This window comes from Duganella fentianensis (genome assembly GCF_009857835.1).
GTDB classification, from domain to species: Bacteria; Pseudomonadota; Gammaproteobacteria; order Burkholderiales; family Burkholderiaceae_D; genus Rugamonas; species Rugamonas fentianensis.
The window spans coordinates 1753560-1779482 of record NZ_WWCL01000001.1; the positions used below are offsets into that span (position 1 = coordinate 1753560).

22 protein-coding genes are annotated in these 25923 nt (G+C 58.9%); 11 read left to right on the plus strand and 11 right to left on the minus strand.

Annotated elements, in window-relative coordinates; translation table 11 throughout:
- Positions 1 to 7: 7 nt before the first annotated feature.
- The 8 genes from GTP23_RS07675 to GTP23_RS07710 all read right to left on the minus strand — a co-directional run bounded on the left by GTP23_RS07675 (position 8) and on the right by GTP23_RS07710 (position 9691).
- Positions 8 to 1411 (minus strand): FHA domain-containing protein, encoded by a 1404-nt coding sequence (locus GTP23_RS07675; protein WP_371866849.1) that lies wholly within the window; start codon positions 1409 to 1411, stop codon positions 8 to 10.
- A 237-nt stretch (positions 1412 to 1648) separates the two neighbouring features.
- Positions 1649 to 2644 (minus strand): PP2C family protein-serine/threonine phosphatase, encoded by a 996-nt coding sequence (locus GTP23_RS07680; protein WP_161034527.1) that lies wholly within the window; start codon positions 2642 to 2644, stop codon positions 1649 to 1651.
- Between the two features lie 82 nt (positions 2645 to 2726).
- Positions 2727 to 3293, minus strand: coding sequence for an SH3 domain-containing protein (locus tag GTP23_RS07685; RefSeq protein ID WP_161034528.1), 567 nt, complete (start codon positions 3291 to 3293; stop codon positions 2727 to 2729).
- A 14-nt stretch (positions 3294 to 3307) separates the two neighbouring features.
- On the minus strand, positions 3308 to 4924 hold the full coding sequence (locus GTP23_RS07690; RefSeq protein WP_161034529.1) for a hypothetical protein: 1617 nt from the start codon (positions 4922 to 4924) through the stop codon (positions 3308 to 3310).
- 3 nt (positions 4925 to 4927) lie between these two features.
- Positions 4928 to 7480 (minus strand): FtsW/RodA/SpoVE family cell cycle protein, encoded by a 2553-nt coding sequence (locus tag GTP23_RS07695; protein ID WP_229255960.1) that lies wholly within the window; start codon positions 7478 to 7480, stop codon positions 4928 to 4930.
- The gene (locus tag GTP23_RS07700) at positions 7480 to 8505 is read right to left on the minus strand and encodes a serine/threonine-protein kinase (RefSeq protein WP_161034530.1); all 1026 of its coding nucleotides are present in this window, start codon (positions 8503 to 8505) and stop codon (positions 7480 to 7482) included. The genes GTP23_RS07695 and GTP23_RS07700 overlap by 1 nt, the downstream gene beginning before the upstream one ends.
- 97 nt (positions 8506 to 8602) lie before the next feature.
- A complete protein-coding gene (locus GTP23_RS07705; protein ID WP_161034531.1) occupies positions 8603 to 9028 on the minus strand; it encodes a YMGG-like glycine zipper-containing protein in 426 nt (141 codons plus the stop codon).
- Between the two features lie 132 nt (positions 9029 to 9160).
- On the minus strand, positions 9161 to 9691 hold the full coding sequence (locus GTP23_RS07710) for a GNAT family N-acetyltransferase (RefSeq protein WP_161034532.1): 531 nt from the start codon (positions 9689 to 9691) through the stop codon (positions 9161 to 9163).
- 163 nt (positions 9692 to 9854) lie between these two features.
- On the opposite strand from GTP23_RS07710, the gene GTP23_RS07715 reads away from it, so the two are divergent.
- From GTP23_RS07715 to GTP23_RS07725, 3 genes are all read left to right on the plus strand, one after another.
- Positions 9855 to 11288: a M20/M25/M40 family metallo-hydrolase gene (locus tag GTP23_RS07715; protein WP_161034533.1), complete on the plus strand. Its 1434-nt coding sequence runs from the start codon at positions 9855 to 9857 to the stop codon at positions 11286 to 11288.
- A 74-nt stretch (positions 11289 to 11362) separates the two neighbouring features.
- Entirely contained in the window at positions 11363 to 11602 is a 240-nt protein-coding gene (locus GTP23_RS07720; RefSeq protein WP_161034534.1) for a hypothetical protein, read from the plus strand.
- A 66-nt stretch (positions 11603 to 11668) separates the two neighbouring features.
- Positions 11669 to 12910: a voltage-gated chloride channel family protein gene (locus tag GTP23_RS07725; protein WP_161034535.1), complete on the plus strand. Its 1242-nt coding sequence runs from the start codon at positions 11669 to 11671 to the stop codon at positions 12908 to 12910.
- Positions 12911 to 12932: 22 nt separating this feature from the next.
- On the opposite strand, the gene GTP23_RS07730 is transcribed toward GTP23_RS07725, so the two are convergent.
- Positions 12933 to 13706, minus strand: coding sequence for an SDR family NAD(P)-dependent oxidoreductase (locus GTP23_RS07730; protein WP_161034692.1), 774 nt, complete (start codon positions 13704 to 13706; stop codon positions 12933 to 12935).
- A gap of 169 nt (positions 13707 to 13875) precedes the next feature.
- Between GTP23_RS07730 and gcvA the strand changes: the two genes are divergently transcribed.
- From gcvA to GTP23_RS07745, 3 genes are all read left to right on the plus strand, one after another.
- Positions 13876 to 14799, plus strand: a complete 924-nt coding sequence (gene gcvA, locus GTP23_RS07735; protein ID WP_161034536.1) for a transcriptional regulator GcvA — start codon at positions 13876 to 13878, stop codon at positions 14797 to 14799.
- Positions 14800 to 14888: 89 nt separating this feature from the next.
- Positions 14889 to 15635 (plus strand): hypothetical protein, encoded by a 747-nt coding sequence (locus tag GTP23_RS07740; protein WP_161034537.1) that lies wholly within the window; start codon positions 14889 to 14891, stop codon positions 15633 to 15635.
- Between the two features lie 176 nt (positions 15636 to 15811).
- Entirely contained in the window at positions 15812 to 16576 is a 765-nt protein-coding gene (locus tag GTP23_RS07745; protein WP_161034538.1) for an ADP-ribosylglycohydrolase family protein, read from the plus strand.
- Positions 16577 to 17097: 521 nt separating this feature from the next.
- Here GTP23_RS07745 and GTP23_RS07750 read toward each other — a convergent pair.
- Positions 17098 to 17403 carry a helix-turn-helix domain-containing protein gene (locus GTP23_RS07750; protein ID WP_161034539.1) on the minus strand — a complete coding sequence of 102 codons (306 nt, stop codon included), beginning with the start codon at positions 17401 to 17403 and terminating at the stop codon, positions 17098 to 17100.
- A 107-nt stretch (positions 17404 to 17510) separates the two neighbouring features.
- On the opposite strand from GTP23_RS07750, the gene GTP23_RS22570 reads away from it, so the two are divergent.
- The 5 genes from GTP23_RS22570 (at position 17511) to GTP23_RS07770 (ending at position 24559) form a co-directional block, all read left to right on the plus strand.
- Positions 17511 to 17864, plus strand: coding sequence for a hypothetical protein (locus GTP23_RS22570; RefSeq protein ID WP_202411951.1), 354 nt, complete (start codon positions 17511 to 17513; stop codon positions 17862 to 17864).
- Positions 17865 to 17929: 65 nt separating this feature from the next.
- Complete coding sequence (locus tag GTP23_RS07755; RefSeq protein ID WP_161034540.1) at positions 17930 to 18346, plus strand: hypothetical protein; 417 nt, start codon at positions 17930 to 17932, stop codon at positions 18344 to 18346.
- A 246-nt stretch (positions 18347 to 18592) separates the two neighbouring features.
- Entirely contained in the window at positions 18593 to 20143 is a 1551-nt protein-coding gene (locus tag GTP23_RS07760; protein ID WP_161034541.1) for a class I SAM-dependent DNA methyltransferase, read from the plus strand.
- Positions 20133 to 21473 (plus strand): restriction endonuclease subunit S, encoded by a 1341-nt coding sequence (locus GTP23_RS07765; RefSeq protein WP_161034542.1) that lies wholly within the window; start codon positions 20133 to 20135, stop codon positions 21471 to 21473. Before GTP23_RS07760 ends, GTP23_RS07765 begins: the two co-directional genes overlap by 11 nt.
- 2 nt (positions 21474 to 21475) lie before the next feature.
- Entirely contained in the window at positions 21476 to 24559 is a 3084-nt protein-coding gene (locus GTP23_RS07770; RefSeq protein ID WP_161034693.1) for a type I restriction endonuclease subunit R, read from the plus strand.
- Between the two features lie 615 nt (positions 24560 to 25174).
- Here GTP23_RS07770 and GTP23_RS23185 read toward each other — a convergent pair.
- Positions 25175 to 25912 (minus strand): HNH endonuclease, encoded by a 738-nt coding sequence (locus tag GTP23_RS23185; protein WP_503826611.1) that lies wholly within the window; start codon positions 25910 to 25912, stop codon positions 25175 to 25177.
- Between the last annotated feature and the right edge of the window lie 11 nt (positions 25913 to 25923).

A 25923-nucleotide genomic window follows, 5' to 3' on the forward strand; every position in this document is an offset into this window, starting at 1 on the left:
CGCTGCTTCAGGCCGTGGAGAGTGCACCGGCTGCCACCGTTTCATACAGATCGGTGGCATGGGTGCGGATGATCCAGTGTTCGGGATACGGATCGCTGGCGAAGCGGCTGGGGCGGGCGATGCGGCTCAGCTTATCGAGCGGCGTGGCGGGTGCCAGCGCGGTTTCCTTGCCCGTCACCTGATCCAGATGCCAGAAGCCGCCGTCGCGGTGCAGCAGTATGGGCAGTGCGGCAGCCTGCGGCGTGGCCGGATAGGCTTTGAGCGGATAGCCGGGATGGGTCTCCGGCATCAGCAGGTAATAGCATTCGGCGCTGGCGCCGTGGTCCAGCCGGTGCAGGATCACGCCATGCGGCATGATGGCGGAAACCGTCAGCACCACGATGCCCTTGATGCTGGCCGTGAGTTCGATGCGCATGCCCAGCCTGAGCGTGGTGGGCTTGTGTTTGCCGGGCCAGACGCCATCGAGCAGGATGCCGTAGCGCGACACATCTTCAATTTCAAAACCGGCACCGGCGCGGCGGATCACCGCATGGCGGCCGGACAGGCGGCGCGTCAGGCCATTGGTATCCTGCCCGTCAGGCGTGTAGTGGGTCAGCAGCAGATTGGCTTCCGGATCGACCAGTTCGAAACGTCCCAGCACACATTCGTCCAGCGCAAACAGGCGCACCTGACGCTGGGTGCCCGCTTCCGGCGCAGCATTCACCAGACTGGCCGCGCGGCTAGGATGAGGGTGCACGGCCGGACCTTGCGGCATATCGATTTCTATCAGGTCCTCATCCCAAGCGATGGTGGGGAAACTCAGATCGACCTTGCCGGCGCTGGCGCCCAGATCGAGCTGCGCGATGCCGGCATTGCGTGCCGTGACGTCGATATCGACGCTGTGGCCATCGGGCGCGCTGACGCGGGCAATGGCGGCATCATCGGCCATCACGCGCACGTTCTTGTGGGTGCTGAGGAAGATGCGGTGGATTTCCGTCAGCGTGGCATCCGGCCGTGGCACCAGGATCACGAAGGTGCAGACCCATTTGCGCGTGGCCAGACCGGCGTGGCGGCTGGTCAGCTCGATGCTGATCTGGTACTGGCCGTGCTCCTTGCCGCGCGAGGAAAACTCGGCGAACACGGGGCGCCATTCACCGCCGCTGGCGCGCACGAAGGACTGCTGTGATGCGCCGTTGGGTATCAGGTCCGATTGCAGCTGCAGCACCAGCCCGGGGGCGCAGCCTTCGGGCATGCCGCGCAAGGTCATTTTCAGAGCCTGACGGCCACCGGCGGCGCGCGGATCGAAACCGCTGATGTGCAGCTGGGGGCGGGCCGACTGGGCGCGCTGGACCGGGCGGGCGTAATTGGGGGCGGGTTCTGCTGGCGCAGCATCAAGCGCCGTGCCGGCGGAGCTGGCACGGGCGGTGCGCATGGCACTTAGCAGGTCAAAGCTGGACGGCGCAGGCTGGGTGTGGCCACCCTCGCACGTAGGCGCTCCAGGCATGACCCAGTAGGTGCAATGCGGATGCTGGGCATTACTGCATTTTTTCATGATGAACCGGCACTGGGATACCCCTCAGTGTAGGCGCTTTTTGCCCTGTTTGGCAATCCGATCACCTATCGTCGTGGCGATTTTTGCGGCGCTCATGGCAGTTTTGCCACGTCCGCATCAATCGTGCGGCTTTGCTGCTTGTGGTAGTGCTGTTTCGTCAATATTGCCGTGGCGGGGCACGAGCGGGCGCAGCAGGATGGCGCTCAGGTTATCGATGTGCAGGGCCGGTGGCGGATGCTGGCGGTAGTCGTGGTAGAGCGCTTCGAGCGCCGCCGCGACGGGCTGCCCGGGCCGGGCCAGCAGTTCCGGCCAGCGTGCCACCCACAGGTCGGGGCGGGCGCAGGACCAGAAGCCGTCCGTGGCCAGCAGGTAGAGCGCGTCGCTGCGCAGGGTCAGCGCGCGCCGGTCCGGCAGATGCTGCAGGAAGGCAGGCAAGCTGGCCTGATCTAGCGCATGCAGGCCGTCGTCCAGCACCTGCGGGTTATCGAACGCATTGCCGAGGATGTAGGCCTGCGCGATCTGGGGCCGGTGTTCGCCGTGCACCTGCTGCCACCATTGCTGTTCGTCGAGCAGGCCGTGCATGGCGTAGGCAGTGGCGGGCACATGGTCGACCGTGAGCGGGCGCACGGTTTCAGCGCTGATTTCGTACAGACGCGAGTCGCCCACATGGTACAGCAAGGGGGCGCTGTCGGCCGGGATTTCCAGCAAGGTGAGCGTGGTGCCGGGGCGGCGGAAGCTGTCGGTATCGTGCAACTGGCGGAACTGCTGCTGCAGGCGGTGGTGCAGGGCATCGAGCTGTTCGCCCAGTTGCTGCAGCGTGTGGCAGGCCGGCACCTGCAGCAGTGCCTGCGCTACCGCTTCGGCAGCTTCGCGGCCATGACCATGGCCGCCCATGCCATCGAGCACGGCGAGGCGCACATGGCCGGCTGGCCAGTCCGCCACGGTCAGGCTGAGCGGCTGCTGCTGGTGCATCAGGACGGCCTGTCCGCGTGCGTCGATCAGCAGCAGATTGTCCTGATTTTCCGGCATCTGCAGCTTGCTGATGCTGGCTTCGCAGCGGGCTGCCACGCTCAGGCTGGCGCCGAAATCCAGTTGGTCGGTCAGGCTGGTCATAGCTGGGGCGGTTGTACGGCGCGGTGGGAAAGGCCACAGCTTAGCCGAAAACCGGACCGGCGCGGCACAACTGGCAGGCGATTTAGTGTTCATGCGTCTGGCCTGCCGTTTCTTCGCTGCGGCGCAGCCACAGGCTGCTGACCCAGCCCGTGCTGCACTGGCCGCCGCTACAGGCGCTGATCTGCCACCAGTCACCCTGACGCTGGCCAGTCGGTGTGACCAGTGCCCCGGCCGGAATGGTGCGCATGCGGGTGGCTTGCACACCGGCTGCATAGCGCAGGTTCAGGTCGTGATGCACGATGAATGGCTGCGCCCTAGCCGCGCTGCCCGCAGCCGCGCCGGACTGCCGAGCGGCGGCATTGTCGTCGCGGGCGGATGTGGCAGTACTGTGGCCGCTGCTGGCCGCTGTCTTGACGCTATCCGTTGTTTTGGTGCTCGCGCTGTCCACTACGCCGCTGGCAGCATGGGCAGGCAGCAGCCAGTGGCTGAATAGCTGGGCAAACAGCAGTGTGCCGCCCAGCGTAACGGCGATGGCGCGCAGGTTCAGCTGGCGCCACCAGCGGCGCGGCGTGCAGTAGGCGGCCAGCACCAGTGTGACAAGCAGCGCTGCAGGATAGATGGCTGCGGCTAGCGGCAGAGGTAAGTTCATGGCGGCTCCGCGCATCAGGCGTCAAAGCGCAGCACGTAGGGACCGGCTACCAGATGGTGGCCGCGCGGCAGCAGGTAGGGCGCGTCCGTGCTGGCGCTTTCGATGTTCGCTACCCATGCCAGCTTATCGTCGAGGTGGTAGAGCGCCTGCGTGGTGCTCAGGCGTCCGATCAGAAAGCCGCGTGGCGTGGCCTCGAAGCTGAAGGCGTCGCGCGACAGGCCGATACGTTCCACTCCGGCGCATGCGCCCCCTGCACGCTGGAGGAAACGGGCTTCGCCCAGTATGCGCAGCCCGGCCAGTACGGCCGAATTGCGGCCGAAATTGAAGCGGGCGCCGGCCGGCGCTGCGGCACTCAGCGGGCGCGCCAGTCCCAGTAAGGCGCAATAGCGTTCGGCCATGGCCGCCGGAGCAGGTAGTAGCGCTATGCTGGTGCCATCGACGGGCGCGAAGGTCGCCGGTGCGCTGATGCGCTCCCTGCCTTCAGCGCTGGCGGCATACAGTTCGTCATTGCTGTTGACGATGAAACTGATCACGGCATCGGCGCTGGGCGCCAGTGCCATCTTGCGGTTGAACGGCAGTGCCAGTGCCTGTGTGCCGGTCTCGCGGTAGCGGCTCAGGCGGGGCAGTGCCAGTGCCACCAGACTGACGCGCTGTGCGCTGGTGGGGGCGTAGGTGGCGTCGCCTTCGCTGCTGGCCAGTTCCGGCTTGTGCTGGACGGGGATGGCGGTTACATCGGCGTTGACAGGGCGGTGCTGAGCTTTGACGCTGCCGGCATCGCTATCGCGCATGGACAGGCCGTTCTGTCTGTCCTGCCAGACGGCGGGCCGCGGCTGTGCCGCGCTGGCCGATGCTGGTGCCGAGGCCGGAGGCAACGCCGCGCCAGCCGCGTGGCTACGGGCGGGCGCACTGGCGCTGCGGCTGACCTTGAGCAGCAAACGCGTGCCGCCGGCTACTTCGGGCAGCGTGCGTATGACGTAATATCCGCTGCGCGCATCGTAGCTGCAGCTATAGCCTTCCTTGGGCCGCATCTGCACCACTGGCGGCGTATCGGCGCCATCGTTGAGGATCAGCAGTGTGGCGTCGGGACCGAATGGCCAGTGGGCGCTAGGATGGCTGGCATCGCTGCCGGCTGCTCCCAGTAGCACCAGTCGCTGGGCCGGGTAGATGGGGCAGACCGGGTGCCACACGGCGCTATCGCGCGACAGGCTGACGTTGTACAGCACCTTCTCGTCCGGCGCAGGCAGATACACGGCGTGGCCGAAGCGCACTTCCACTTCGCCCGCGCCCAGCGTATCCGTGCCGATCACGTCGTAGCGCACCTGCTCGCCGCCCAGCAGATCGGCAAAATCTTTCTGGTGCAAGCTGGTCAGCGATTGCGCCAGATCGCGTGCGCGGGCACCCCGGCTCAGGTGGTAGTCGTCGTCGACTTCTTCCTGCGGCAGCGCCAGCGTGATGTGGCTGAAGCAGCGCGTAGCGGCGCGGCCGCGATGCTCGCGCGGGCTGCGTTCCAGCAGATCGCGCAGCAGGGGGCGGCGCGAAAATAGCGATAGACCGGGCGCCTGCCATAAAGCCTCGGCGTTAAAAACGTCGGGGATGCGGCGCAATATCTCGTGTTGTACATAGACTGGCATGATTCATTCTCCTTGCATGGATGGCGCACTGAAGGCACTGAAGGCTAGCAGGGGGCAGAGGAAAAACAGCAGGTGGCTGCCACCGGCGGAGAGAAAACTCATGGGCTGGCCCATGATGGGGAAGATGGCCAGATTGGTGCCCCATGAAAGCAGGAAGTGGCCCAGTACCAGTGCGGCCGCACCGCACAGGGCGAAATAGCGGAAGCGCCCCAGCCACGCCTGGCGGAAGTGGCGTGCGCTCAGTGCCAGCTGGTAGTTCTGCCATGCCGTGCGCACCAGCGCGTAGAGCAGGCTGGCCTGCAGGCACCACAGCAATAGCCCTGCCAGCAGGCCGTGCCGGTTGAGGAAGAAGGAGGCGGCAAAGTCATCCTGTATGGCCGGCACGCGCAGCACGTCGCTGGCGTGCTGGCCCAGCGTCAGCAAACCCAGACGCTGATCGCTGCCCCACCAGCCGCCGTCGGCTATGGCCTGAGCGCCGGCCAGCAGCTGCTGGCCGGTATGGGGATGCAGGGCAGGGTGCAGCCAGACGAGGAAGCGGTCGGCATAGAAGCCCCAGCGTATCAGTTCGTCGCTGCCGAGCAGGCGTAGTGCGGTGATGGCTGCCACGGCCAGCAGACCTAGCGCAATGACGCCGGCGAGCAGGCCGCGCCGCCGTGCAGCCAGCGCATAGGCCAGAGCCATGGCGCTGCACCAGACCAGCAGCAGTATCAGCGGTGAAAAGTCATCGACCTGCACCAGTGCCAGCCCTAGCAGCATCAGGAATAGCAGGGCTGGCGCGATCAGGTGCAGCCAGCGGCCGCTACGTGCAGACAGGCTGGTGCCCGCTTCGTGCCAGCTGAAGCGCAGCGCAAGGCAGTGCGCAGTTAGCGCAGTCAGGGCCAGCTTGGCCAGTTCTACCGGTTGCAGATCGAATACGCCGGTCTCGTCGCCAAAGACTACCTGCAGCAGCAGGCCGGCCAGTGCTACGGCTGCGAAGCCTGCCAGCAGCCATTCAAGCTGGCGCTGCGGCAGATAGTGTCCTTGCATCTTCCTGCGCTGTAACCATAGCTGGCACAGGGCGGTGGCGCTGGCTCCCAGCGCCAGTAAGGCACTGCTTTTCTGGTAAAAGCGTAGCCACGCAGATTCGCTGGCGCCCAGCCCCAGTTCGAGCTGGGACAGCAAGCCCAGTGCGAGCAGACTGCAGGCGCAGATGCCGAGCATGGTGCGACGTGCCGGATGACTGAGCCAGAGCAGCAGCGCGCTGCTGGCCAGCAGCAGCGAGAGTGACGCCGGCGGTGCCTGTACGCTGCGCTGCATTAGCATGGCCGCCAGTGCGCAGCCCAGTAGCAGTAGGGCGGTCGTCACCGTCAGTGCCGCTGTCAGTGCACTGGTTAGCCTGTTCTTTAGCGTAGTTCTGTGTTGTAGGTCTTTTGGCGTGCCTATCGGACCACTGCCTTGTGCATGCGGCGCTGCGGAGAGGGCGTGCAGTCCATACAGGCAGATTACGCCGGCAAGGCAGATAGCGAGGGCGATGGCCAGCGTGCGCACCGGCGCTGCTGCCTTGGCCAGTCCCAGTTCGCGCTGCTGCCATTGCCATTGCACGGCCTGAGGCAGCGATATTTCGGGAGCAGTATACAGCTGCACGTGCTGGGTAGGTCGCAGGGTCAGCGTGTCATCATGGAGGGCGATGGCAAAGCGGGTGTGGCCGATGATGATGGTGCCGGCGTCGGGCACGGGCAATTCCTGACGGCGGATATCTTGTACCTGTTCTTGCACTTGCATTTGGCCGTCGGTGTGACGGGGAAGGAGCAGCACGGGCAGGGGCGCGCCGTCGGGGTTGCCGGCATGGAGCAGGAAGCGGCCATGCTCGCGGGTGATCAGTGCCGAGCCCGGGCTGGCCTGAGCTAGGCCCAGCCGGTTATCGCAATACAGGTTGCCGCCCAGCGTGAGCGGACGGGCCAGTGCCAGCCAGCGCGGCAGGTAGGCATTCCAGTAGCCAGCCAGCCGCGCCAGCCCATGGCTCTGCGGGCAGGCCGGCTGACGCTTGCCATCGGGATACAGCACGGCGCCATCGTAGCGCCAGTGGTGTTCTGCTGTGCTGAACGCCAGATTGCCACCATTCTCGCTATCGACCCGGAACAGCGTTGTGCCTAGCTGGAAGCGCTGGCCACTGGCGAGCACACTGCTGCCGCTGTGCTGTTCGGTGTCGCCTGACTGCAGGAGTAGCCGGTGGGTGCTGCTCAGGTTCTGCACCATCCAGCCTTGCTGCGCGTCGTGCCGCAACCGCAGATGGCGCCGGTCGGCCTGTGCAGCCGCCAGTTCCCGCGCGCCCAGCTCGATGCTGTCGCCAGCGGCCAGACGAACCGCGATGCTGGCCGGCTGCCATGCGGCAGGTGCGCGCAGGGTAGCCAGCAGCTGCAGCGCCAGCAGCGCTGCCGGTAGCATTAGCGCGGCAAAGATCGCAGCGCCTGTGTGCAGGGGCAGCGCTGGTCGCTGCGGGCGGGAGCGTGCGCTGCGCTGTGGCAGGTAGGCGTGTGCGCCATAGCGTGGCGCAAACCGGATGAGGCGGGCCAGCATCATGCGCTCCGCATGGTTTGCCAGCCGTTGGCGGCGGTGGGACGACGCATGCCGCGCACGGGATCGGTGACATCGAGGTAGTTGCGCTCGGGCTGCATGCCCTGTATCGCATGCAGCATGCGGCTGATCTGGATAGCGTGGCGCGGGCGCTGGGCGGGATCGGCATGCAGCAGGCTGCGTAGCAACAGCAGGGCGCTGTCGCGTGCCGCCTCGGGCAGGGCGGCGCAGAAGCGCGCCACTTCATCTTCCTGCAAGGTGGCGGGCAGCAGGCCGCCGCTAGCCTGCAGCAGCAGGCCGGCACCGGCATTCTGGTGGCTGCGATAGGCATTGCCGCAGGCCGCACAGAATTGCAGGGGCGTGCCGCCCGTGACCAGAAAATACAGCATGGCGCCGAGCGAAAAATAGTCGCTGGCAGCGGAGCTCTGGTAGCTGCCTTCCGGCTGGGGGAAGAACTGCTCGGGTGCCTGCCAGTTGGCGGTGCCGGCGTAGGAATGCAGCTCGGTGTAGAGGCCATGGCGGTTGGTGCCGAAATCGGCCAGCTTGACCGTCTGCAGGCCCCAGTCCAGCAGCACATTGGCCGGTTTCAGGTCGAGGTAGCGCCAGCCATACTGGTGTACCTTGGCCAGCGCCTGATTGATCTGGCTGACCCAGCTGAGCAGGCGGGGCAGCGGCACGGCCTGCTGATGGGTTTTCTGCGCCTGCATATGCCGGCCCAGATCCGTGGCCAGCAGTTCCAGCGCCAGTACCGGCAAGCCCTGATGCCAGCCACTATCGAGCAGGCGGACGATGTGCCGCTCGTCCCACGGTTCCAGCGCCTGCAGAAAGCCGATTTCATTCAGTGCGCTGGCGATCCAGCGTTCGCGCAGGGCGGGTTCGGCCTGCGCCATCTGCTCGTGATTGATGAATTTGAGTGCTACATCGCGCGTATTGGCTGGCCCGCTGGCGCGCCAGATCACGCCATATGCCGACCTGCCTATCTGTTCCTGCAGCCGGTAGTGGCCCAGTTCCAGCGTTATGATAGTCATCCCATTCCCCCGCTAGCTGTGTGTCACCTGGCTAGCGGGGGGAATGAAAAAAGCCCCGTGTGGCGGCACGGGGCTAGTCTTTGGGGGCGATGCGCTGTTACCAGCGGCCGCGGTCGTGGTGATGGTGGTGTTCCCAGCGGTCGTCGCGATATTCGCGATATTCGCGCACTTCACGGTAGTAAGGGCGGGCAGGTTCCACGTACACCACGCGTGGTGGCGGGGCATAGTAGACCGGCGCCGGTTCGTAGTAGACGGGGGCAGGGCGGGTGTAGACGCGGGTTTCGACATAGCGGCCGCCGCGGCCACGGTCGTAATAACGGTCGTCGCTACGGATGCTGTTACCCACGGCAGCACCGATCAGGCCACCGACGATGGCGCCGTCGCGGCCGCCGCTGCTGTTACCGATGGCGGCGCCAACCACGGCGCCGGCCAGCGTGTTGAACTCGCGTTCGCCGGCATAGGCCGACGACGAGAGCGCCGCTGCGGTGACTAAAGCCAGCATTATCGATTTTTTGTTCAACATGGTATTCCCCTTGCGTAGGCCGGATCGGGAGGATCGCTGAGCCAGTGAGTTCACTATAAAGCAGTGGCGCCAGAGTGCCACGTCTTATACACCTGCTTACAAACTCGGGAAACTGGTAAAGCCTTGTAACAATTAGCGCCTTGCGGCCTGCCATTCGGGCCGCAGCAGGGCAAATAACTGCACGCTCTGGTAATGGCCGTTAATGAAGAAGCTCTCGCGCAGTACGCCTTCGGCCCGGAAGCCGCACTTCTGCGCAACCCGTACCGAGGCCAGATTTTCGGGCGCCATCAGCAGTTCCAGCCGGTGGTAGGTCTGGGTCTTGAACAGGTAGTCCACCAGCAGCTGGCAGGCTTCGGTGACATAGCCCTGACCCGCCAGTGTGGCGTCGAACAGGCGGTAGCCGATTTCGCGTGTGATCGGGGTACGGCTCTTGAAGTGGGTGATGACGCCGATGATGTGGTGGCGCTGGTCTTCAATCACGAATAGTTCGCTGTCCTCGGTGACGAAACTGCTCTGGGCGAACTCCTTGCGCAGGGTTTCGGGGGACTTGAAGTGGCTGGAAAAGTAGTCGCCGCGCGAGGGCAGGTCGTTGACCAGCGCGATGAAGGTGTTCAGATCGGCCGTGAGCAGGTGACGTACCGTGCACAGTTTCCCCTTGAGCATAGGCGCTTTCTTCAACAGGTTGAAGAATCATGGTAGTGCAGTGGCAATAACAAATCAACATTAATGACAAGAACCTCATGATCGGTTATCGTTTAGATCATTTTTCGTCTAAGCCATGCTCTGGCTCCATTCAGCCTCTTTCTTTGCCCCTATCCGGAAAACCATGAAAGCTACCAAGTTTGCCCTGACCGCCATCGCCAGCTGCCTGTTTGCCGCCGGCGCCGTTTCCGCTGCCACGCCAAATGATGCGGCGACGCTGAGCCGCATCCGCGCCACCGCCATGGAGAGCGACTGGGCTTACGAGCGGCTGGCCGATCTGACCGATCTGGTGGGCCCGCGTCTGTCCGGTTCGGCCGGTTATGCGGCCGCCGTGGAGCAGGTGGCCGATGCCATGCGCAAGCTGGGCGCCAAGGTGACGCTGCAGCCGGTCAAAGTGCCGCACTGGGTACGTGGCGCGGAAACGGCGGAACTGGTGGACTATGCGGGCCGTCCGGCCGGCATCACCCAGAAGATCGTACTGACGGCGCTCGGTGGTTCCGGTGCCACGCCGGCGCAGGGCCTGACGGCGCCCGTGCTGGTGGTGCGCAGTTTTGAAGAGCTGAAAGCCAGGGCCGCGCAAGTGAAAGGCGCCATCGTGCTGCTGGATGTGCCGTTCGATCAGGAGCTGGCCGACCGTGGTCATGCCGGTGCGGCCTATGGCCCGGGCGCCGGTTTCCGTTATGCCGGTCCGAAAATGGCGGCCGAGATGGGCGCAGCAGCAGCGCTGGTGCGCTCGGTGGGCGGCGCAACTTACCGCATTCCCCACACCGGTGCTACCGGTCTGACGGAAGGCAAGCGCATTCCGGCGGCGGCGATTACTACGGAAGATGTGCTGCTGCTGGACCGTCTGCTCAAGCGCGGCCCCGTGAAGATGCATCTGACCCTGACCCCGCAAACCCTGCCGGACGCCGATAGCTACAACGTGATCGCCGACTGGCCCGGCAGCGACAAGGCGGACGAAGTGGTGATCGTTTCGGGTCACCTCGATTCGTGGGATCTGGGCACGGGGGCGCATGACGACGGTACCGGCGTGGCCGGAGCCATGGGCGTGATCGATACGCTGCGCAAGCTGGATCTGCATCCGCGCCGTACCATCCGCGTGATCGCCTGGGCCAATGAAGAAAACGGCACCCGTGGCGGCAAGGCCTATTTCGACGCCAATAAAAACCTGCTGGACAAGCATTTCGCCGCGATCGAATCGGATAGCGGCGGTGGCCGTCCGTTCGGCCTGATCGGCAGCGTCACGGCGCCCATGGTCAAATACTTCGCCCCGCTGCGCGAAGCGCTCAGCCCTATCGGTGCCGGCGTGTTCGAGCGGCGCGATATCGCCGGCGCGGCCGACACCGGCCCGCTGGAACGCGCCGGTGTGCCGGTGTTCGAGCCGCTGGTGGATTCGTCGTTCTACTTCAACTACCACCACACGGCAGCCGATACGCTGGACAAGGTGAATACGCTGGAACTGAAGCGCCACGTCGCGGTGCTGACTTCGCTGACCTGGTTCCTCGCCAACATGGAGCAGCCTATCGGCCGCGTGGGACCGTCCGATAGCGACGATTAAGCCGCTGCGCGCCAGTCGTGCGCGCCGCTGCCGCGCTTCATGCTAGGCTAAACCCGACTGGCATGGAGCGCGACATGGACAAAATACTCTACAAGGGCTGGTATATCCTGCCGACGGCACTGCCCACCACGGGCGGGCAGTGGACGGCCAGTTGCGATCTGGCGCGGGTGGAAGCGGACGGGCTGGAAGTGTTCGAAGGGGCGACCCTGCAGTTCGTCCGGCCACGCGAGCTCGATGCCGTCAACGCTGCCTGCGACGAAGCGCGGCGTCAGGTCGACAACATACTGGCCGACCCGCTCACACGGCTGGCCTGAAGTGCGGGCCTGTTCAGGGCCGTTGCAATTGTCCTGCAGGTGGGATTTTGCTAGTATGCAAAATCCATGACCTCCCGCCATCCACTCTCCGCTCTCCGCATTCTGCCCTATCTGGCGAAATGGACGCTACTTGCCGCGCTGGTTGCCGCTGCCAGCGGCTCTGCCTCGGCACTGTTCCTGTGGGCGCTGGAGCTGGCCACTGCCACGCGCATCAGCCACCCGTGGCTGATCTGGCTATTGCCCGTCGCCGGCTGGCTGGTGAGCTGGGTGTATCTGAAAGTGGGCACACAGGTCGAAGCGGGCAATAATCTGCTGATCGATGAAATCCATGACCCGCGCAAGGTTGTCCCCTTGCGTATGGCGCCGCTGGTGCTGGGGGCAACCGTAATTTCCCATCTGTTCGGCGCATCGGTGGGGCGCGAAGGCACGGCTGTGCAGATGGGCGGCTCGCTGGCGGACCAGCTCACCCATCTGTTCCGGCTTAGGCACGAGGAGCGCCGCATCGTGCTGATGGCCGGCATCAGCGCCGGTTTTGCTTCCGTCTTCGGTACGCCGCTGGCCGGCGCCATATTCGCGCTGGAAGTGCTGGCCATAGGCCGGCTGCGTTACGACGCGATTTTCCCCTGCATGCTGGCGGCGATACTGGCCGATCAGGTATGCATGGCCTGGGGCATACAGCACAGCCATTATGCGGCGGGTGCGCTGCCGGCCATCAGTGCCTGGAGTTTGCTGGCCGTGCTGCTGGCCGGGCTGGCGTTCGGCCTGACGGCCTGGCTGTTTGCCAGCAGCACCCATGCATTGACGGCGCTACTGAAGCGCTACCTGCCGTACGCGCCCCTGCGCGCGCTGGCTGGTGGCGTGGTGCTGGCACTGGCCGTGTACATGCTGGGGCAGCGCTACATCGGACTAGGCATCCCCGTGATGATGGAAGCCTTCCAGCAACCCTTGCCGTGGTGGGACAGTGCAGGCAAGCTGGCATTCACCGTCGCGTCTCTGGGCAGCGGCTACAAAGGCGGCGAAGTGACGCCGCTGTTTTTTATCGGCGCCACTCTGGGCAATGCACTGGCGCCGCTGCTGCAACTGCCGTTCGGCATGCTGGCGGCACTGGGCTTTGTGGCGGTGTTTGCCGGCGCCGCGAATACGCCGCTGGCCTGCACCATCATGGCCATCGAACTGTTCGGGCCACAGCTAGGCCCCTACGCGGCGCTGGCCTGCGTGATGGCCTATCTGTGCTCCGGGCATAGCGGCATCTACCGTGCGCAGACGGTGGCCGTGCATAAGCACCGTATGGGGCCGCCCGAAGCCTGATCGGCACCTGCCTGCCGCCCGTTCAGTTACGGCCGGCCATGACGCCGCCATCGACATCCCAGATGGCGCCCGTGACCCAGTCCGCCTTGTCCGACAGCAGGAAGGTAATGACCTCTGCCACATCCTGCGGCTTGCCGATGCGGCCCAGCGGATGGAAGCTGTTGAATCCCTGCAGTGCGCCATCCACTTCGTCTTTGGGAATGAAGCCCTGATAGATAGGCGTCTGCACCACGGCCGGTGCAACGGCATTTACACGGATCCGTTGCGGCGCCAGTTCCATGGCCAGATGCTGGGTGAGCGAGTGCAGGCCGGCCTTGGCCATCGAATAGGCGGAAGACGGGGTGGCGGCGATGGCCTGTCTGGCCCACATCGAACCGATATTCACGATGGCGCCCGGTTTGGCGCTGAGTACCAGATTGTTTGCCACTTTCTGGGTGATGAAAAAGGTCGCCTTGTTGAGCTTCATATACCGGTCGTAATCAGCTTCGGCGTGCTGCAGGAAAGGCTTGGGCGAGAATACGCCAGCAGCGTTGACCAGCAGATCGATGTCAGTGTGCTCGTCATCCATGATCTGCAGGAGTTGGGCCAGTCCCAGTTCGCTGGTCAGATCGGCGCTCAAGGCTCGCACGGGACCGAATTCTGCGAGCGTATCACGTGCCTCGGCCGTCTTTTCCGGACGGTGGCCAACGATGAGCACATTGCCTCCCTGTTGCAGCACATTGCGTGCCGCTTCAAACCCCATGCCGCTGGTCCCGCCTACCACCAGCAACTTCTTGCCTGCGAATTGATTGCGCATCATGACTCCCTGTTCCAGCCTTGCGGCATATAAATAAAAACTTCATGCACCCACAGAGCAGTTGCGCGCTGTGGTGCATCTATCCTTTGATGGAATGCAGTTTGCGCTGGCTGCGGACAAATAACAAACCAGATAAAATGTCTGTCATCGATAGAAAAACTTTATATCCATGAAAACTCCCGTGTACCTCAATGCCTTGCGCGCGTTCGAGGCCAGTGCGCGCCATCAGAGTTTTTCTGCCGCGGCGGCCGAGTTGAATGTGACGCCTGCAGCCGTGGGCCAGCTGGTGCGGACGCTGGAAGAATGGCTGGGCGCGTCGCTGTTCCATCGTGCGGCAGGCGGACGGGCAAGGCTGGTGCCCAGCGAGGCGGCGGAACGCGCTCTGCCGGAAATCCGCGCCGGCTTCGAGCGCCTGTCGCTGGGGCTGGAACGGCTCAGGGAAGGTTCGCTCAACGGGGTGTTGACGGTCACCGTCAGTCCGGCCTTTGCCGCCAAGTGGCTGTTGCCACGTATAGACCGCTTCCAGACGGCCTGTCCGGATACCGATGTGCGGCTCGATACCAATCTCAAAGCGGTCGATTTCGCCGCCCAGCGCATCGACATCGGCGTGCGCTACGGACTGGGAAGCTGGCCCGGACTGATAGCGGAAAAGCTGATGGAAGAAGAGGTCTATCCGGTCTGCTCACCCGAATTGCTGCGCCCTGCGGGACGATTGAAAAAGCTGGCCGATCTGGCGCAGGAGACGCTGATCCATGATCTGTCGATGGATGGCCACGCCGGTTTTCCCAGCTGGGTGGCGTGGCTGCAGAAGGCCGGTGTTGAAGGCGGCCATGGCCGGCGCGGCATGAAGATCAATAATTCGGCGGCCGTGCTGCAGGCGGCCGTGGAAGGTCACGGCATTGCGCTGGCGCGCAGCGTGATGGCGCGCGACGATCTGGTGGCCGGACGGCTGGTGCGCCTGTTCGGCAAGATCCGCTACGCGTCGCCGCTGGCATACTACGTGGTATATCGCGCCGAGTGTGCCGGCCTGCCGCGCATCCGTACCTTCCGCGACTGGCTGCTGCAGGAGGCGCAGCGTGACCGCGGCCGGTAGCTTGGAAGAGGGCTGCGCCAAGGTGGTGCCGCCCACTCACTGTGCCTGAAAACGTCACCATTCCCATTTCAATCGTAATCAAAATACCCATGACCCGCTTCTCGTCCCCGTCGCTATACCAATGTCCCGCATGCGCCGCCTACTTCACGCGCGCATCGCTTATATCGCTGCACTTCGATAAAAATGTGCCTGAGTGGTCGGATGGAAAAAGCGGGCAGTGGTGGTCCGGTGCCAGCGCTACCGTAGGCCGCTGTCCGTCTTGTAGCGGCATCGTCTGGATAGCAGATGTCACTGCAATCATGGAGCAGCCAACGGCACCGCGCGAGATCCATCCTCTGGCCCGTCTATGGCATCGCATAACTGGCGACCGGCAAGGCCGGCTACGCAAAGAGCGGGAGTGGGCCGCGCTGCCGGCCGGCATCAAGGAAGCCCGGGGATTCGGCGGACTGGAAAGTGCCGACGATCTGATCGAAGCGCTGGATGGGCTTTCGCCTGATGCTGCGGATGACCGCGAAATTTTCCTGCGTCGACGTCTATGGTGGGCTTCCAGCGAGCATCAGCGGACCCGTAACGACGGCGTATCCGCTGCCTCGCTCCCGCTCGTCGCACCAGAACTGGCACACACCAACCGATTACGCCTGCTTGCCTTGTTTGAGCTCGATGCCGAGGCGCCGTTAGAGCGCGGTGAGTTGCTGCGCCAGTTGGGGCGGTTTGCCGAAGCGATGGCGGTGTTAAAGGCTGTCCAGCCAGATGGTTATTCCGAAATCAAGGCGAGCAAGATCGAGCGGCTGGCCCGGGCGGGGATAGTCGAACTACGCGACCTCAAGGCTGTATAGGAGCCCTGGTCCAGTACGGGGAGCTCGCATTTTGCGGAGCAATCATCGGCATAGGCGCCGTCTTTTTTAAGATTATCCAGAACAATGTAGCGGCTACGGAGATCGTTGCGGATAGTTGACGTTTTCTTAATTTGGTCTTAGCCTTGCACTCTTGGTAAAACTGCACAGGGATAGCTATGTACGGAGCGCTGCTTGGGGATCTTATCGGGTCGCCATGGGAATTCAATCGGATTAAGCATGAACGCTTCGAGTTGTTTTCTCCCCAATGTGCTTATACGGATGATTCGATTATGACGGTGGCAGTGGCTGATGCCTTGTTGCACAACACTGACCCCGCTTCCTCCATGCGTGCCTGGGCGCAGCGATTCAAGCCTCAGCGTGGTGGCTACGGTGCCATTTTTTGGGTCTGGCTAAATAATCCAGATGATGAACCATACGGTAGCGCTGGCAACGGTGGTGCGATGCGCGTCTCCGCTGCGGCTATGCTGGGTGATACCCTGGAGGATGCACTGAAGAAGGCTACCTTGGTAACTTCATGTACTCACGATCATCATCTTGGATTGAATGCGGCATTAGCCACCACACAAGCTATCTGGATGGCAAAGAACAAGGCGTCGCAGGTTCAGATCAGGGCTGCACTTGAGGATGCATTTGGCTACGATTTGTCTCGGCCATTTGAGATAGTCCAGCGCGATTGTGTACATTCCGAGCTGGCAATTCCCTCGGTCCCCGAGGCGATCACCTGTGCGCTGCTGTCAACTTCGTTTGAAGACTGTATGCGGAAAATCGTTGCTCTGGGTGGGGATTCAGATACGCAGGCCGCGATTGCCGGCCCTATTGCCGAAATGCTGTGGGGCATACCGGAGGAGTTTATGCGCGAGCTGCGCGCGCGGATTCCGGCAGAGATGCTTACCGTGATCGATGGTCTTTATTTGCGATAGGAGCGGTATCCTGATTCAACTGCATTGAGCTTTGACCCGGAGTTTGCATTGCACCCCCGCTTGCCTTAGATATTCAATTGCTCATACCGTATTTGATCCCTCTTCCATATCGGGCATCGACGGTAAGACTCATCTGGAGCGAGTTGCCCCGGTCTTAAACATGACTGAAAGTTGGGCGAATATTGGTCGATGGCACTGCGTGAGCGCCGCACGGCGTAGGCCGGCTCGGTGAGTTCCGCGCGCAGGTGGTAACTGAGATTTGCGGAACAAACTTAAAATTGCGGAACAAAATAAGTAGACTTTTTTGTTGCCGAATTTTAAGGTAAGCCTTATGGATGTTGATGGTGCCCGAGCCGGAATCGAATAGTGCCTTGTATGCCTCATAAAATCGTGTTTTTATGTTTGGCTCACTGTCCGCGTACCGTCAAAAATACCGTCAAATCGCTGCGTGACTCAATCTGTTCAAACCCATCGCATTGATCAAAGTTTAGCATGGCAATAGACGGCCATGAAACCATATCCTATTCACTTGCCACTTCGCGAGTAAATTGCATCACTTTGTCGCGTGCGCTGCGCGGTAGGCGATGAAAGGTTACCAGCAGCCATGCTGCTTCGTCGTCGGCTGCATAGAAGTAGGACTCAGGTACGTTCAGTGCCTTGGCTATTCGCTCGACCATGGTGAAATCCGGTTCGTGCTTCGCTTTCTCGTATTGGTTCATCCGTGCGCTCGATGACATTTCATCGATGCCTGCCAACACGCCGAGCCGTTCCTGTGATAACCCGGCGCGGGTGCGCGCTTCTTTCAATCTATTGGAGAAGACCGACATTCATAGCCCCTAAAGGCTAAGATATTCTGAGTTTTTCGTTGACGTCGTACTAAGGTTTCCTTAGTATCTCCGTGGCATTGCAATCACGCAGATACGGAAGAGGCAAAATGTTCATGAAATACTGTTTGGCAGCTATTACCGCAGCGGCATTGGCTGGCTGCGCCAGCAACTCTGGCATTATCCCCATTGGCAAGGACACCTATATGGTGAGCCGTCAGGCGGCAACCGGCTTCAGTGGGTCCGGCACCCTTAAGGCTGAGGCATTTCAGGAAGCTGCGGCTTACTGTGCTGGACAAAGTAAGTCCCTTCAAGTTGTGAACACTCAAGAGGCTCAACCGCCATTTGTTCTCGGTAACTACCCCAAGGCAGAGGTTCAATTCATGTGTCTGACCGATGGTGATACTGAACTCGGTCGGCCAAAGCTGAAAAGGGCACCAAACGTCTCGGTTGAGGTCAAGTAAAGGGATTAAGGCATGTAGCTGCGGGTTAATCAAGGGACCCGAGATTCGCAATTTTAGGAGGAGAGATGATTAGTAGGAAACGTCCTAGCGCGGATGAGGTTTTGGATGCCGTAGCTGCATTGTTGAATCAATACTGGCAACAAGACGATGAGCAAGTCCAGCTCGAAGATAGGCATCAGGATGACTTTGTCGAAAGTGAGCAGTGTGCTAATAGTGAATCGGTTCAGCCTCAGAATGAGCAACTTGTATTTGGGCCGAACTCGGGTATTACGACGAATTCTGTGCACGAGACAGGCAAGCTGCCATGGAACGACGTTACCGGCCTGCTGCCCAAAGGACTGAATTTGCCCATGTCGCCGACCCTCTACGCCAAGATGCTTTGGATTACAAACAACGTGCCAAAAATGTCCCTGCAAAAAATTGCGAGGGCGGGTGCAGAAGCTGAGGCAGATCGTTTGATTGCACTGCACTATAAGCCCTAAGTCGCGGCTAACTTCTATCAGTTGTGGCTCAGCGTAGTTAAGAACTCTTACTCGCCCAATTTAGGCGGTGCTTCAATAGAGAACTTAAGATTTACGCTCTGTATGTCAGCGGAGTGTTACGGCTTTGCCTGATTCTGCTTGCAAAGTATATTTTTGCAGATATGGCAAGTTTTTCATTTCGATTGTTGGCAGAATACGGCAAAATGGTTGCTATTGAAGAACGCAACTTTGCAATGAGCCTCGCTAATGATTGACGACATTAAAAAAACACTATGGGCTACCGCCGATAAACTCCGTGCCAACATGGACGCCGCCGAATACAAGCACCTTGTACTCGGCCTGATCTTCGTCAAATATATTTCCGATACATTTCAGTCCCGCCGCGAAGAGCTAACGCGACGATTCGCAGATCAAAATGATGACTACTTTCTGCAGGATTGTGATGCCGAATTGTTGGCTGAAGAATTGGAGGATCGCGACTATTACCGTGAAGTAAACGTGTTCTGGGTGCCTGAAGCTGCACGCTGGGAAAGCATCCGTGCCAATGCCAAACAGTCAGACATCGGCAAACGCATTGACGATGCATTGTCACTGATCGAAATCGAGAACCCCAAGCTGAAGGGCATTCTAGACAAACGCTATGCGCGCGCGCAGCTACCTGATGGCAAACTGGGCGAACTGGTCGATCTTGTATCGCAGATCGGTTTCGGAGTCGATGCTAATACCGCACGCGATGTACTCGGTCAGGTCTACGAATACTTCCTTGGTATGTTTGCCAGTGCGGAAGGTAAGCGTGGTGGACAGTTCTACACCCCAGCCAGCATCGTCAAAACACTAGTTGCCGTACTGGCGCCGCACCACGGCAAGGTCTATGACCCGTGCTGTGGCTCAGGCGGCATGTTCGTCCAGTCCGAACGCTTCATCGAATCACACGGCGGTAAGCTAGGCGACGTCAGCATTTACGGGCAGGAAGCCAATCCGACTACATGGCGACTGGCTGCAATGAACCTTGCTATTCGCGGCATAGATTTCAATCTTGGGCGCGAACCAGCCGACACGTTTGTCCGTAACCAACATTCAGACCTACGCGCAGATTTTGTGCTTGCTAATCCACCGTTCAATATCAGCGACTGGTGGCATGGAAGTCTGGAAGGCGATCCTCGCTGGGTATACGGTACGCCCCCACAAGGCAATGCGAACTATGCATGGCTGCAACACATGTTGTTTCACCTAAAGCCCGCTGGTCGTGCCGGTATAGTGCTAGCTAATGGCAGCATGAGTTCAAGCCAGAACAGTGAAGGCGATATTCGTCGTGCAATGGTTGATGCGGATGTCGTGGAAGTTATGATCGCGTTGCCTAGTCAACTATTCTTCAATACACCGATTCCAGCCTGTTTGTGGTTCCTTGCGAGGCAAAAGACTGCACGCAAAGGTGAAGTGCTGTTTATAGATGCTCGCAAACTTGGCAGCATGATAAGCCGCGTTCAGTGCGAATTCACCGATGGCGTCATCGGCCGCATTTCTGCGACTGTTTCTGCGTGGCGTGGCGAGGGGGCTAGCGAATATGCAGATGTCGCTGGTTACTGCCGCAGTGTCTCACTTGTCGAAATTGCGGAACATGGTTATGTGCTGACACCAGGTCGTTATGTCGGTGCTGAAGAAGTCGAAGACGACGATGAAGCATTTCCGGAAAAAATGCAGAGGCTTACCGAGAAGCTGGGCGAACAAATGACTAAGGGAGCTGAGCTGGATGTGCTGATTCGGAAGAAGCTGGGAGGATTAGGTTATGCGTTCTGATTGGCCTACCTCAACAATCGCCGAGCTAATTTTGAAAGGCCAAGCTGTCGTACAAACTGGGCCATTTGGGTCACAATTACACAGCCACGATTATGTAGATATCGGTGTGCCTGTAATTCCAACTGAAGCGATTGGTCGCGGTTATATTCGCGACATCGAAGTTCCTAGGGTAAGTGAAAAAAAGGCATCCGAGCTTGATCGTCACCGTTTACAACTTGGAGATATTTTATTTGCACGCCGAGGTGCGCAAGCAACTGGACTTTCTGCAATTGTAGATAAACGATATGTCGGTGCACTTTGTGGAACAGGCGCGCTCCTCCTTCGATTAAAGACGAAGGATCTTGATCCGAATTATTTGGCTAGATATCTATCTAGTGATAAAACATATCAATGGTTGAGGACCCACGCTGTAGGGGCGGTGATGCCGAATATTAATACGGACATCATTAAGGCAATCCCGATCTTGATTCCGCCGATAAGAGAGCAACGTCAACTTGCCGAGTTTTTTGGATCTATCGACGAACGCATAATACTGCTCCGCGAAATGAACGCCACGCTCGAAGCCATAGCGCAAGCCTTGTTCAAGTCGTGGTTCGTTGATTTCGATCCGGTTCGTGCAAAGCAAGGTGGTCAACAGCCGGATGGCATGGATGAAGCGACGGCGGCGTTGTTTCCTAATGGTTTTGAGGAATCGGAGTTGGGGTTCGTGCCTAAGGGGTGGGAGCCTAGATCTTTTACTGAAACAGTTACTGTTATCGGTGGCGGCACTCCGAAGACAGCGAATACAGAATACTGGAATGGAGATATCCCTTGGTATTCGGTTGTTGACGCTCCAAAGTTGAGCGATGTTTTCGTTATCGATACTGAAAAGCATATATCGGAAGCTGGAGTAAGTAACTCATCAACTAAGCTTTTACCTGCGGGGACAACGATCATTTCCGCGCGCGGAACGGTTGGGAAATTGGCCTTGACTGGTCGAATAATGGCAATGAATCAGTCATGCTACGGACTGAGCGGTAAGGCAAATGATAGCTACTTCACATATTTCAGCACCTACCTTATTGTTGAAACCTTAAAACAGCGGACACATGGCTCAGTCTTCGACACGATCACTCGCAGCACGCTAGATGGCGTAACGATTATCTACCCAACAAAGGCAATAATTGATCTGTTTGAAATCAGCATCTCACCTGTGATGGAGCGAATGAAAGAAAATCTGGAACTAGTGACTACACTTTCATCACTTCGCGACACACTACTTCCCCGCTTAATCTCTGGTCAGCTACGCATAGCCGATGTAGAAAGCATGGTTGACGAGGCTGTCTCATGAGCATGACCGAAGACCAACTGGAAAGCGAAGCAGTTGGCTGGCTTCAAGAGGTTGGCTACCACTATGTCAACGGCTATGCGATTGCTCCGGACGGCGAATATCCAGAGCGCAAAAACTATCAGCAGCCGCTGTTAGTTGAGCGTTTGCTTGGTGCTATCAACCGCCTGAATCCTACGATCCCGCTGATAGCCCGCGAAGACGCGCTAAAGCAGGTTATGGACATAGGCATACCGGCCTTACTGTCGGCAAATCGCCATTTCCACAGCCTGCTCGTCAATGGCGTTCCGGTGCAGTATCAGAAGAATGGCGAGACGCGCGGCGACTTTGTTCGCCTTATCAATTTCGCGGACATCACCGCCAACGAATGGCTGGCCGTGAATCAATACACGCTCAAAGGACCCAAGCATACCCGTCGCCCTGACATCATCTTGTTCGTCAATGGCATGCCGTTGGTGCTGATGGAACTGAAGAATCCAGCCGATGAAAACGCAGACATCTGGAAAGCCTTCGACCAAATACAGACCTACAAAGAGCAGATCCCCGACGTCTTCAACTACAACGAAGTACTGGTTATTTCTGACGGCAGTGAAGCTCGTCTTGGTTCGTTATCGAGCGATGCAGAACGCTTTATGCAGTGGCGAACCATCGATGGCGTCACGCTTGATCCGCTCGGCCAATTTAACGAGCTGGAAACGCTGATTCGTGGCATTCTCGCTCCACGCTACATCCTGGATTACTTGCGGTTCTTCGTACTGTTTGAAGATGACGGAAAACTGATCAAGAAGATCGCTGGTTATCACCAGTTCCACGCTGTCCGTGCTGCCATCAACCAAGTCGTTTCTGCGTCGCGCCCAGGCGGCAGCCACAAAGGCGGTGTGGTTTGGCACACGCAAGGCAGCGGCAAGAGTATCACCATGACCTGCTTTGCTGCGCGGGTCATGCGTGAATCGGCGATGGAGAATCCAACGATTGTTGTCATCACCGACCGCAATGACCTCGATGGTCAGTTGTTCGGTGTATTTTCATTGGCACAGGATTTATTGCGCGAGCAGCCGGTGCAGGCCGAAACCCGTGGCGACCTACGTGCAAAGCTGGGCAATCGACCTTCGGGCGGCATCGTATTCGCTACCATCCAGAAATTCATGCCTGGCGAAGACGAAGACAGTTTCCCTGTCCTGTCGGAGCGTAGCAATATAGTGGTGATTGCCGATGAAGCGCACCGCACCCAGTACGGCTTTGAAGCGAAATTTAAGGGCGACGATAAAGGCTATCAAGTCGGCTATGCCCAGCATCTACGTGATGCACTGCCTAACGCTACTTTTGTCGCCTTTACTGGCACGCCGGTTTCTGGCGAAGACCGTGATACCCGTGCTGTGTTTGGTGATTACATTCACGTCTACGATATGCAGCAAGCGAAGGACGATGGCGCTACGGTTGCCATCTTCTACGAATCAAGGCTCGCCAAGTTAGGGCTGAAGGAAGCGGAACTGGACGAACTGGATGCCGAAGTTGATGAACTGGCCGAAGGCGAAGACGGCGACGAACAATCAAAGCTGAAAAGCAAATGGGCTGCACTGGAGAAAGTCGTCGGTGCTGAACCTCGCATCCGACAAGTTGCCGCTGATTTGGTAGCGCATTTTGAAGAGCGATCAAAAGCACAAAGCGGTAAGGCGATGGTAGTGGCAATGAGCCGCGATATCTGTGTCCACTTGCACAACGAAATCATCAAGCTACGCCCAGACTGGCACGACGAAGATCCGACCAAGGGTGCAATCAAGATCGTGATGACAGGCTCAGCCAGCGATAAGCCATTGCTGCGGCCACACATCTATTCAAAGCAGGTAAAGAGGGATCTGGAGAAGCGGTTCAAGAATCCGGCTGACCCGTTACGTCTGGTGCTTGTGCGCGACATGTGGCTGACTGGTTTCGATGCTCCCTGCGTCCATACGCTGTATGTGGATAAGCCCATGAAAGGCCACAACCTGATGCAGGCTATCGCTCGGGTGAATAGGGTGTTCAAAGACAAGCAAGGCGGGTTGGTGGTCGATTACATCGGCATTGCCAACGATCTCAAAAAGGCACTGAAAGAATACACCGCAAGCAATGGCCGTGGTAGGCCGACAGTCGATGCGAATGAAGCATATGCGGTTCTTGAAGAGAAACTCGAAGTTCTTCGCGCCATGCTACAGGGCTTTGACTACAGCAATTTCCTGAAGGGCGGTCACAAACTGTTGGCTGGAGCAGCGAACCATGTGCTTACTGAAAAGGACGGCAAGAAGCGTTGGGCTGATCATGCGCTGGCGATGAGCAAGGCGTTTTCGCTATGTTGTACGCTGGATGAAGCAAAGGCGGTGCGCGAGGAAGTCGCATTCTTCCAAGCCATTAAAGTACTGCTGACTAAGCGCGAAATCAGCAACAAGAAGAAGACGGATGAGGAACGAGAATTAGCGATCAGGCAGATCATTAGTTCGGCCGTCGTTTCGGAACAAGTCGTGGATATTTTCGACGCGGTCGGACTGGATAAACCTAATATCGGCTTGCTCGATGATGACTTTCTTGCGGAAGTCCGCAATCTGCCAGAACGCAATCTCGCTGTTGAATTACTCCAACGGTTGCTGGAAGGCGAGATCAAAAGCAAGTTCGGCGGCAACATCGTGCAGAACAAGAAGTTTTCCGAGCTGCTAACCGATGTCATTAAGCGCTATCAGAACAGATCGATTGAGACGGCGCAGGTGATTGAAGAGCTGATTCAGATGGCGAAGAAGTTCAAGGAGGCTGCGAACCGCAACGAGTCGCTGGGGCTGACTGATGATGAAATCCGCTTCTATGATGCGCTCGCTAACAACGAATCAGCAGTTCGTGAACTTAGCGATGAAACCCTGAAGCTGATTGCACACGAACTGACGGAAAATCTGCGACAGAACGTGAGCGTCGATTGGTCGCAGCGCGAAAGCGTACGTGCCAAGCTGCGCCTGATGGTGAAACGAATCCTGAGGAAATATAAATACCCGCCAGATCAGCAGGAGGATGCGATACAGACCGTATTACAGCAAGCGGAAAACCTGAGTTCGGAATGGGTTGTGTGATCGGCTGTATGCATGTCAAGCCAGAGATTGCAGTAGCTGCCCTGAAAGCACAAGGCCAGAACTAGTCTGGCCTTGTGAGCGATACGTCCCGCCTGCTTTCGGTTTATTAGGCCGACGCGCAAACTCTATCACTGGGGTCAATTTTAGCAAGTGCATATGGCTGGATCAAGCAGGATTCAGATGTCACGACTATGTGGCCAAGTTGATAGCACTACTTTTCGTTAGCTGGTCAACCTTAGTTTCTATCCGAGCTAGGCGTACCATAACCTCTGCGAACTTAGCCATTACCTTTTCTATACCCACACTCAGTTCGGACCGCTGCCGCTGATTGACAGTAGTGGCAATTTTCAGATTGGACCGTTGATTTTGTGTCGAATGCTGCAAGTAGAGTTTAGCCGCCAAAGCAGGGAAATCTCGTAGGGGACGAAAATAGATGACTTTCATAATTGTCGCTTGAGTGAATATCTCGTAGATTTTCATCTGGCTAAAAATATTCGACCGCGTTTTATTTATGATGAAGTCTGAAAAATTTACTTGTAATCAGTCGCAAAAATTTTGAAGGTTGTGCTGATCCAATAGTCCCAATGCCCCCCCAGCTTTGGCTCCCCCCCCCCTCTACTGTAGGGCAGTTGGGCTATCGCTTTGCCGCAGTTGCCGATGAATGAAACGGTGACAGTTAGCGCAAAGGCACTGCAGGTCATCAAGCGAAGTCTTGTGTCCTGGCAGCATTTCGCTTACGTGCACCTTGGCATGATGCACCTCTATGCAGGCTTCGCCGTCCTCTGAGCTGTATTCTTTAACTGGGTCAAGTCCACATCGTTCACACGTAAGTCTGCCATGAAACCGGCGATATTGCGTTTTCTTTGCTTTAGCCAATCCCGCACTTCGCTCCCGTTTGAGATGCGAAACTAAGAGAACCGAGCCTTCGGCCCATTCTTGTTCTAAATCATTGGCAGGAGTAGTAGTGGTTGTTTCCGCATCCTTAGCTATAACGCTGTATCCGGCTGCCCGTAATAAACGGAAGCAAGCCGATCCTTCGCCACCAGTAAAATTCTTCGGGACAACCTCTTGGCCGCCTGTAGCCATTGATAGTGCCATTCCAAACACTGCTTTAGGCGGAAAGCGCCGATCGTCGGCAACTAAGTCGAAGTCTGTAGATGGACCAAAAAATGGCTGGCTTTCACCTGCAATAAACCGCTGTACCGCTTGCCAAACGAATTCCGGAGTGGCTAGTTCAAGAAGCGGTTCCGGTTTTTCGGACAGTAGGATAAGTGGATGCCTTGCTTCACAATAGCGGCCGCAAGGCCGGATTTTAGGAGCAAAGGCATGACGAAAAGAACAAGACGGAACCACTCAGCGGCGTT

Coding starts and splice junctions, on each gene's coding strand:
- GTP23_RS07675 (WP_371866849.1), bottom strand. CDS start 1,411: ATGCGCACCGCCCGTGCCAGCTCCGCCGGCACGGCGCTTGATGCTGCG.
- GTP23_RS07680 (WP_161034527.1), bottom strand. CDS start 2,644: ATGACCAGCCTGACCGACCAACTGGATTTCGGCGCCAGCCTGAGCGTG.
- GTP23_RS07685 (WP_161034528.1), bottom strand. CDS start 3,293: ATGAACTTACCTCTGCCGCTAGCCGCAGCCATCTATCCTGCAGCGCTG.
- GTP23_RS07690 (WP_161034529.1), bottom strand. CDS start 4,924: ATGCCAGTCTATGTACAACACGAGATATTGCGCCGCATCCCCGACGTT.
- GTP23_RS07695 (WP_229255960.1), bottom strand. CDS start 7,480: ATGCTGGCCCGCCTCATCCGGTTTGCGCCACGCTATGGCGCACACGCC.
- GTP23_RS07700 (WP_161034530.1), bottom strand. CDS start 8,505: ATGACTATCATAACGCTGGAACTGGGCCACTACCGGCTGCAGGAACAG.
- GTP23_RS07705 (WP_161034531.1), bottom strand. CDS start 9,028: ATGTTGAACAAAAAATCGATAATGCTGGCTTTAGTCACCGCAGCGGCG.
- GTP23_RS07710 (WP_161034532.1), bottom strand. CDS start 9,691: ATGCTCAAGGGGAAACTGTGCACGGTACGTCACCTGCTCACGGCCGAT.
- GTP23_RS07715 (WP_161034533.1), top strand. CDS start 9,855: ATGAAAGCTACCAAGTTTGCCCTGACCGCCATCGCCAGCTGCCTGTTT.
- GTP23_RS07720 (WP_161034534.1), top strand. CDS start 11,363: ATGGACAAAATACTCTACAAGGGCTGGTATATCCTGCCGACGGCACTG.
- GTP23_RS07725 (WP_161034535.1), top strand. CDS start 11,669: ATGACCTCCCGCCATCCACTCTCCGCTCTCCGCATTCTGCCCTATCTG.
- GTP23_RS07730 (WP_161034692.1), bottom strand. CDS start 13,706: ATGCGCAATCAATTCGCAGGCAAGAAGTTGCTGGTGGTAGGCGGGACC.
- gcvA (WP_161034536.1), top strand. CDS start 13,876: ATGAAAACTCCCGTGTACCTCAATGCCTTGCGCGCGTTCGAGGCCAGT.
- GTP23_RS07740 (WP_161034537.1), top strand. CDS start 14,889: ATGACCCGCTTCTCGTCCCCGTCGCTATACCAATGTCCCGCATGCGCC.
- GTP23_RS07745 (WP_161034538.1), top strand. CDS start 15,812: ATGTACGGAGCGCTGCTTGGGGATCTTATCGGGTCGCCATGGGAATTC.
- GTP23_RS07750 (WP_161034539.1), bottom strand. CDS start 17,403: ATGTCGGTCTTCTCCAATAGATTGAAAGAAGCGCGCACCCGCGCCGGG.
- GTP23_RS22570 (WP_202411951.1), top strand. CDS start 17,511: ATGTTCATGAAATACTGTTTGGCAGCTATTACCGCAGCGGCATTGGCT.
- GTP23_RS07755 (WP_161034540.1), top strand. CDS start 17,930: ATGATTAGTAGGAAACGTCCTAGCGCGGATGAGGTTTTGGATGCCGTA.
- GTP23_RS07760 (WP_161034541.1), top strand. CDS start 18,593: ATGATTGACGACATTAAAAAAACACTATGGGCTACCGCCGATAAACTC.
- GTP23_RS07765 (WP_161034542.1), top strand. CDS start 20,133: ATGCGTTCTGATTGGCCTACCTCAACAATCGCCGAGCTAATTTTGAAA.
- GTP23_RS07770 (WP_161034693.1), top strand. CDS start 21,476: ATGACCGAAGACCAACTGGAAAGCGAAGCAGTTGGCTGGCTTCAAGAG.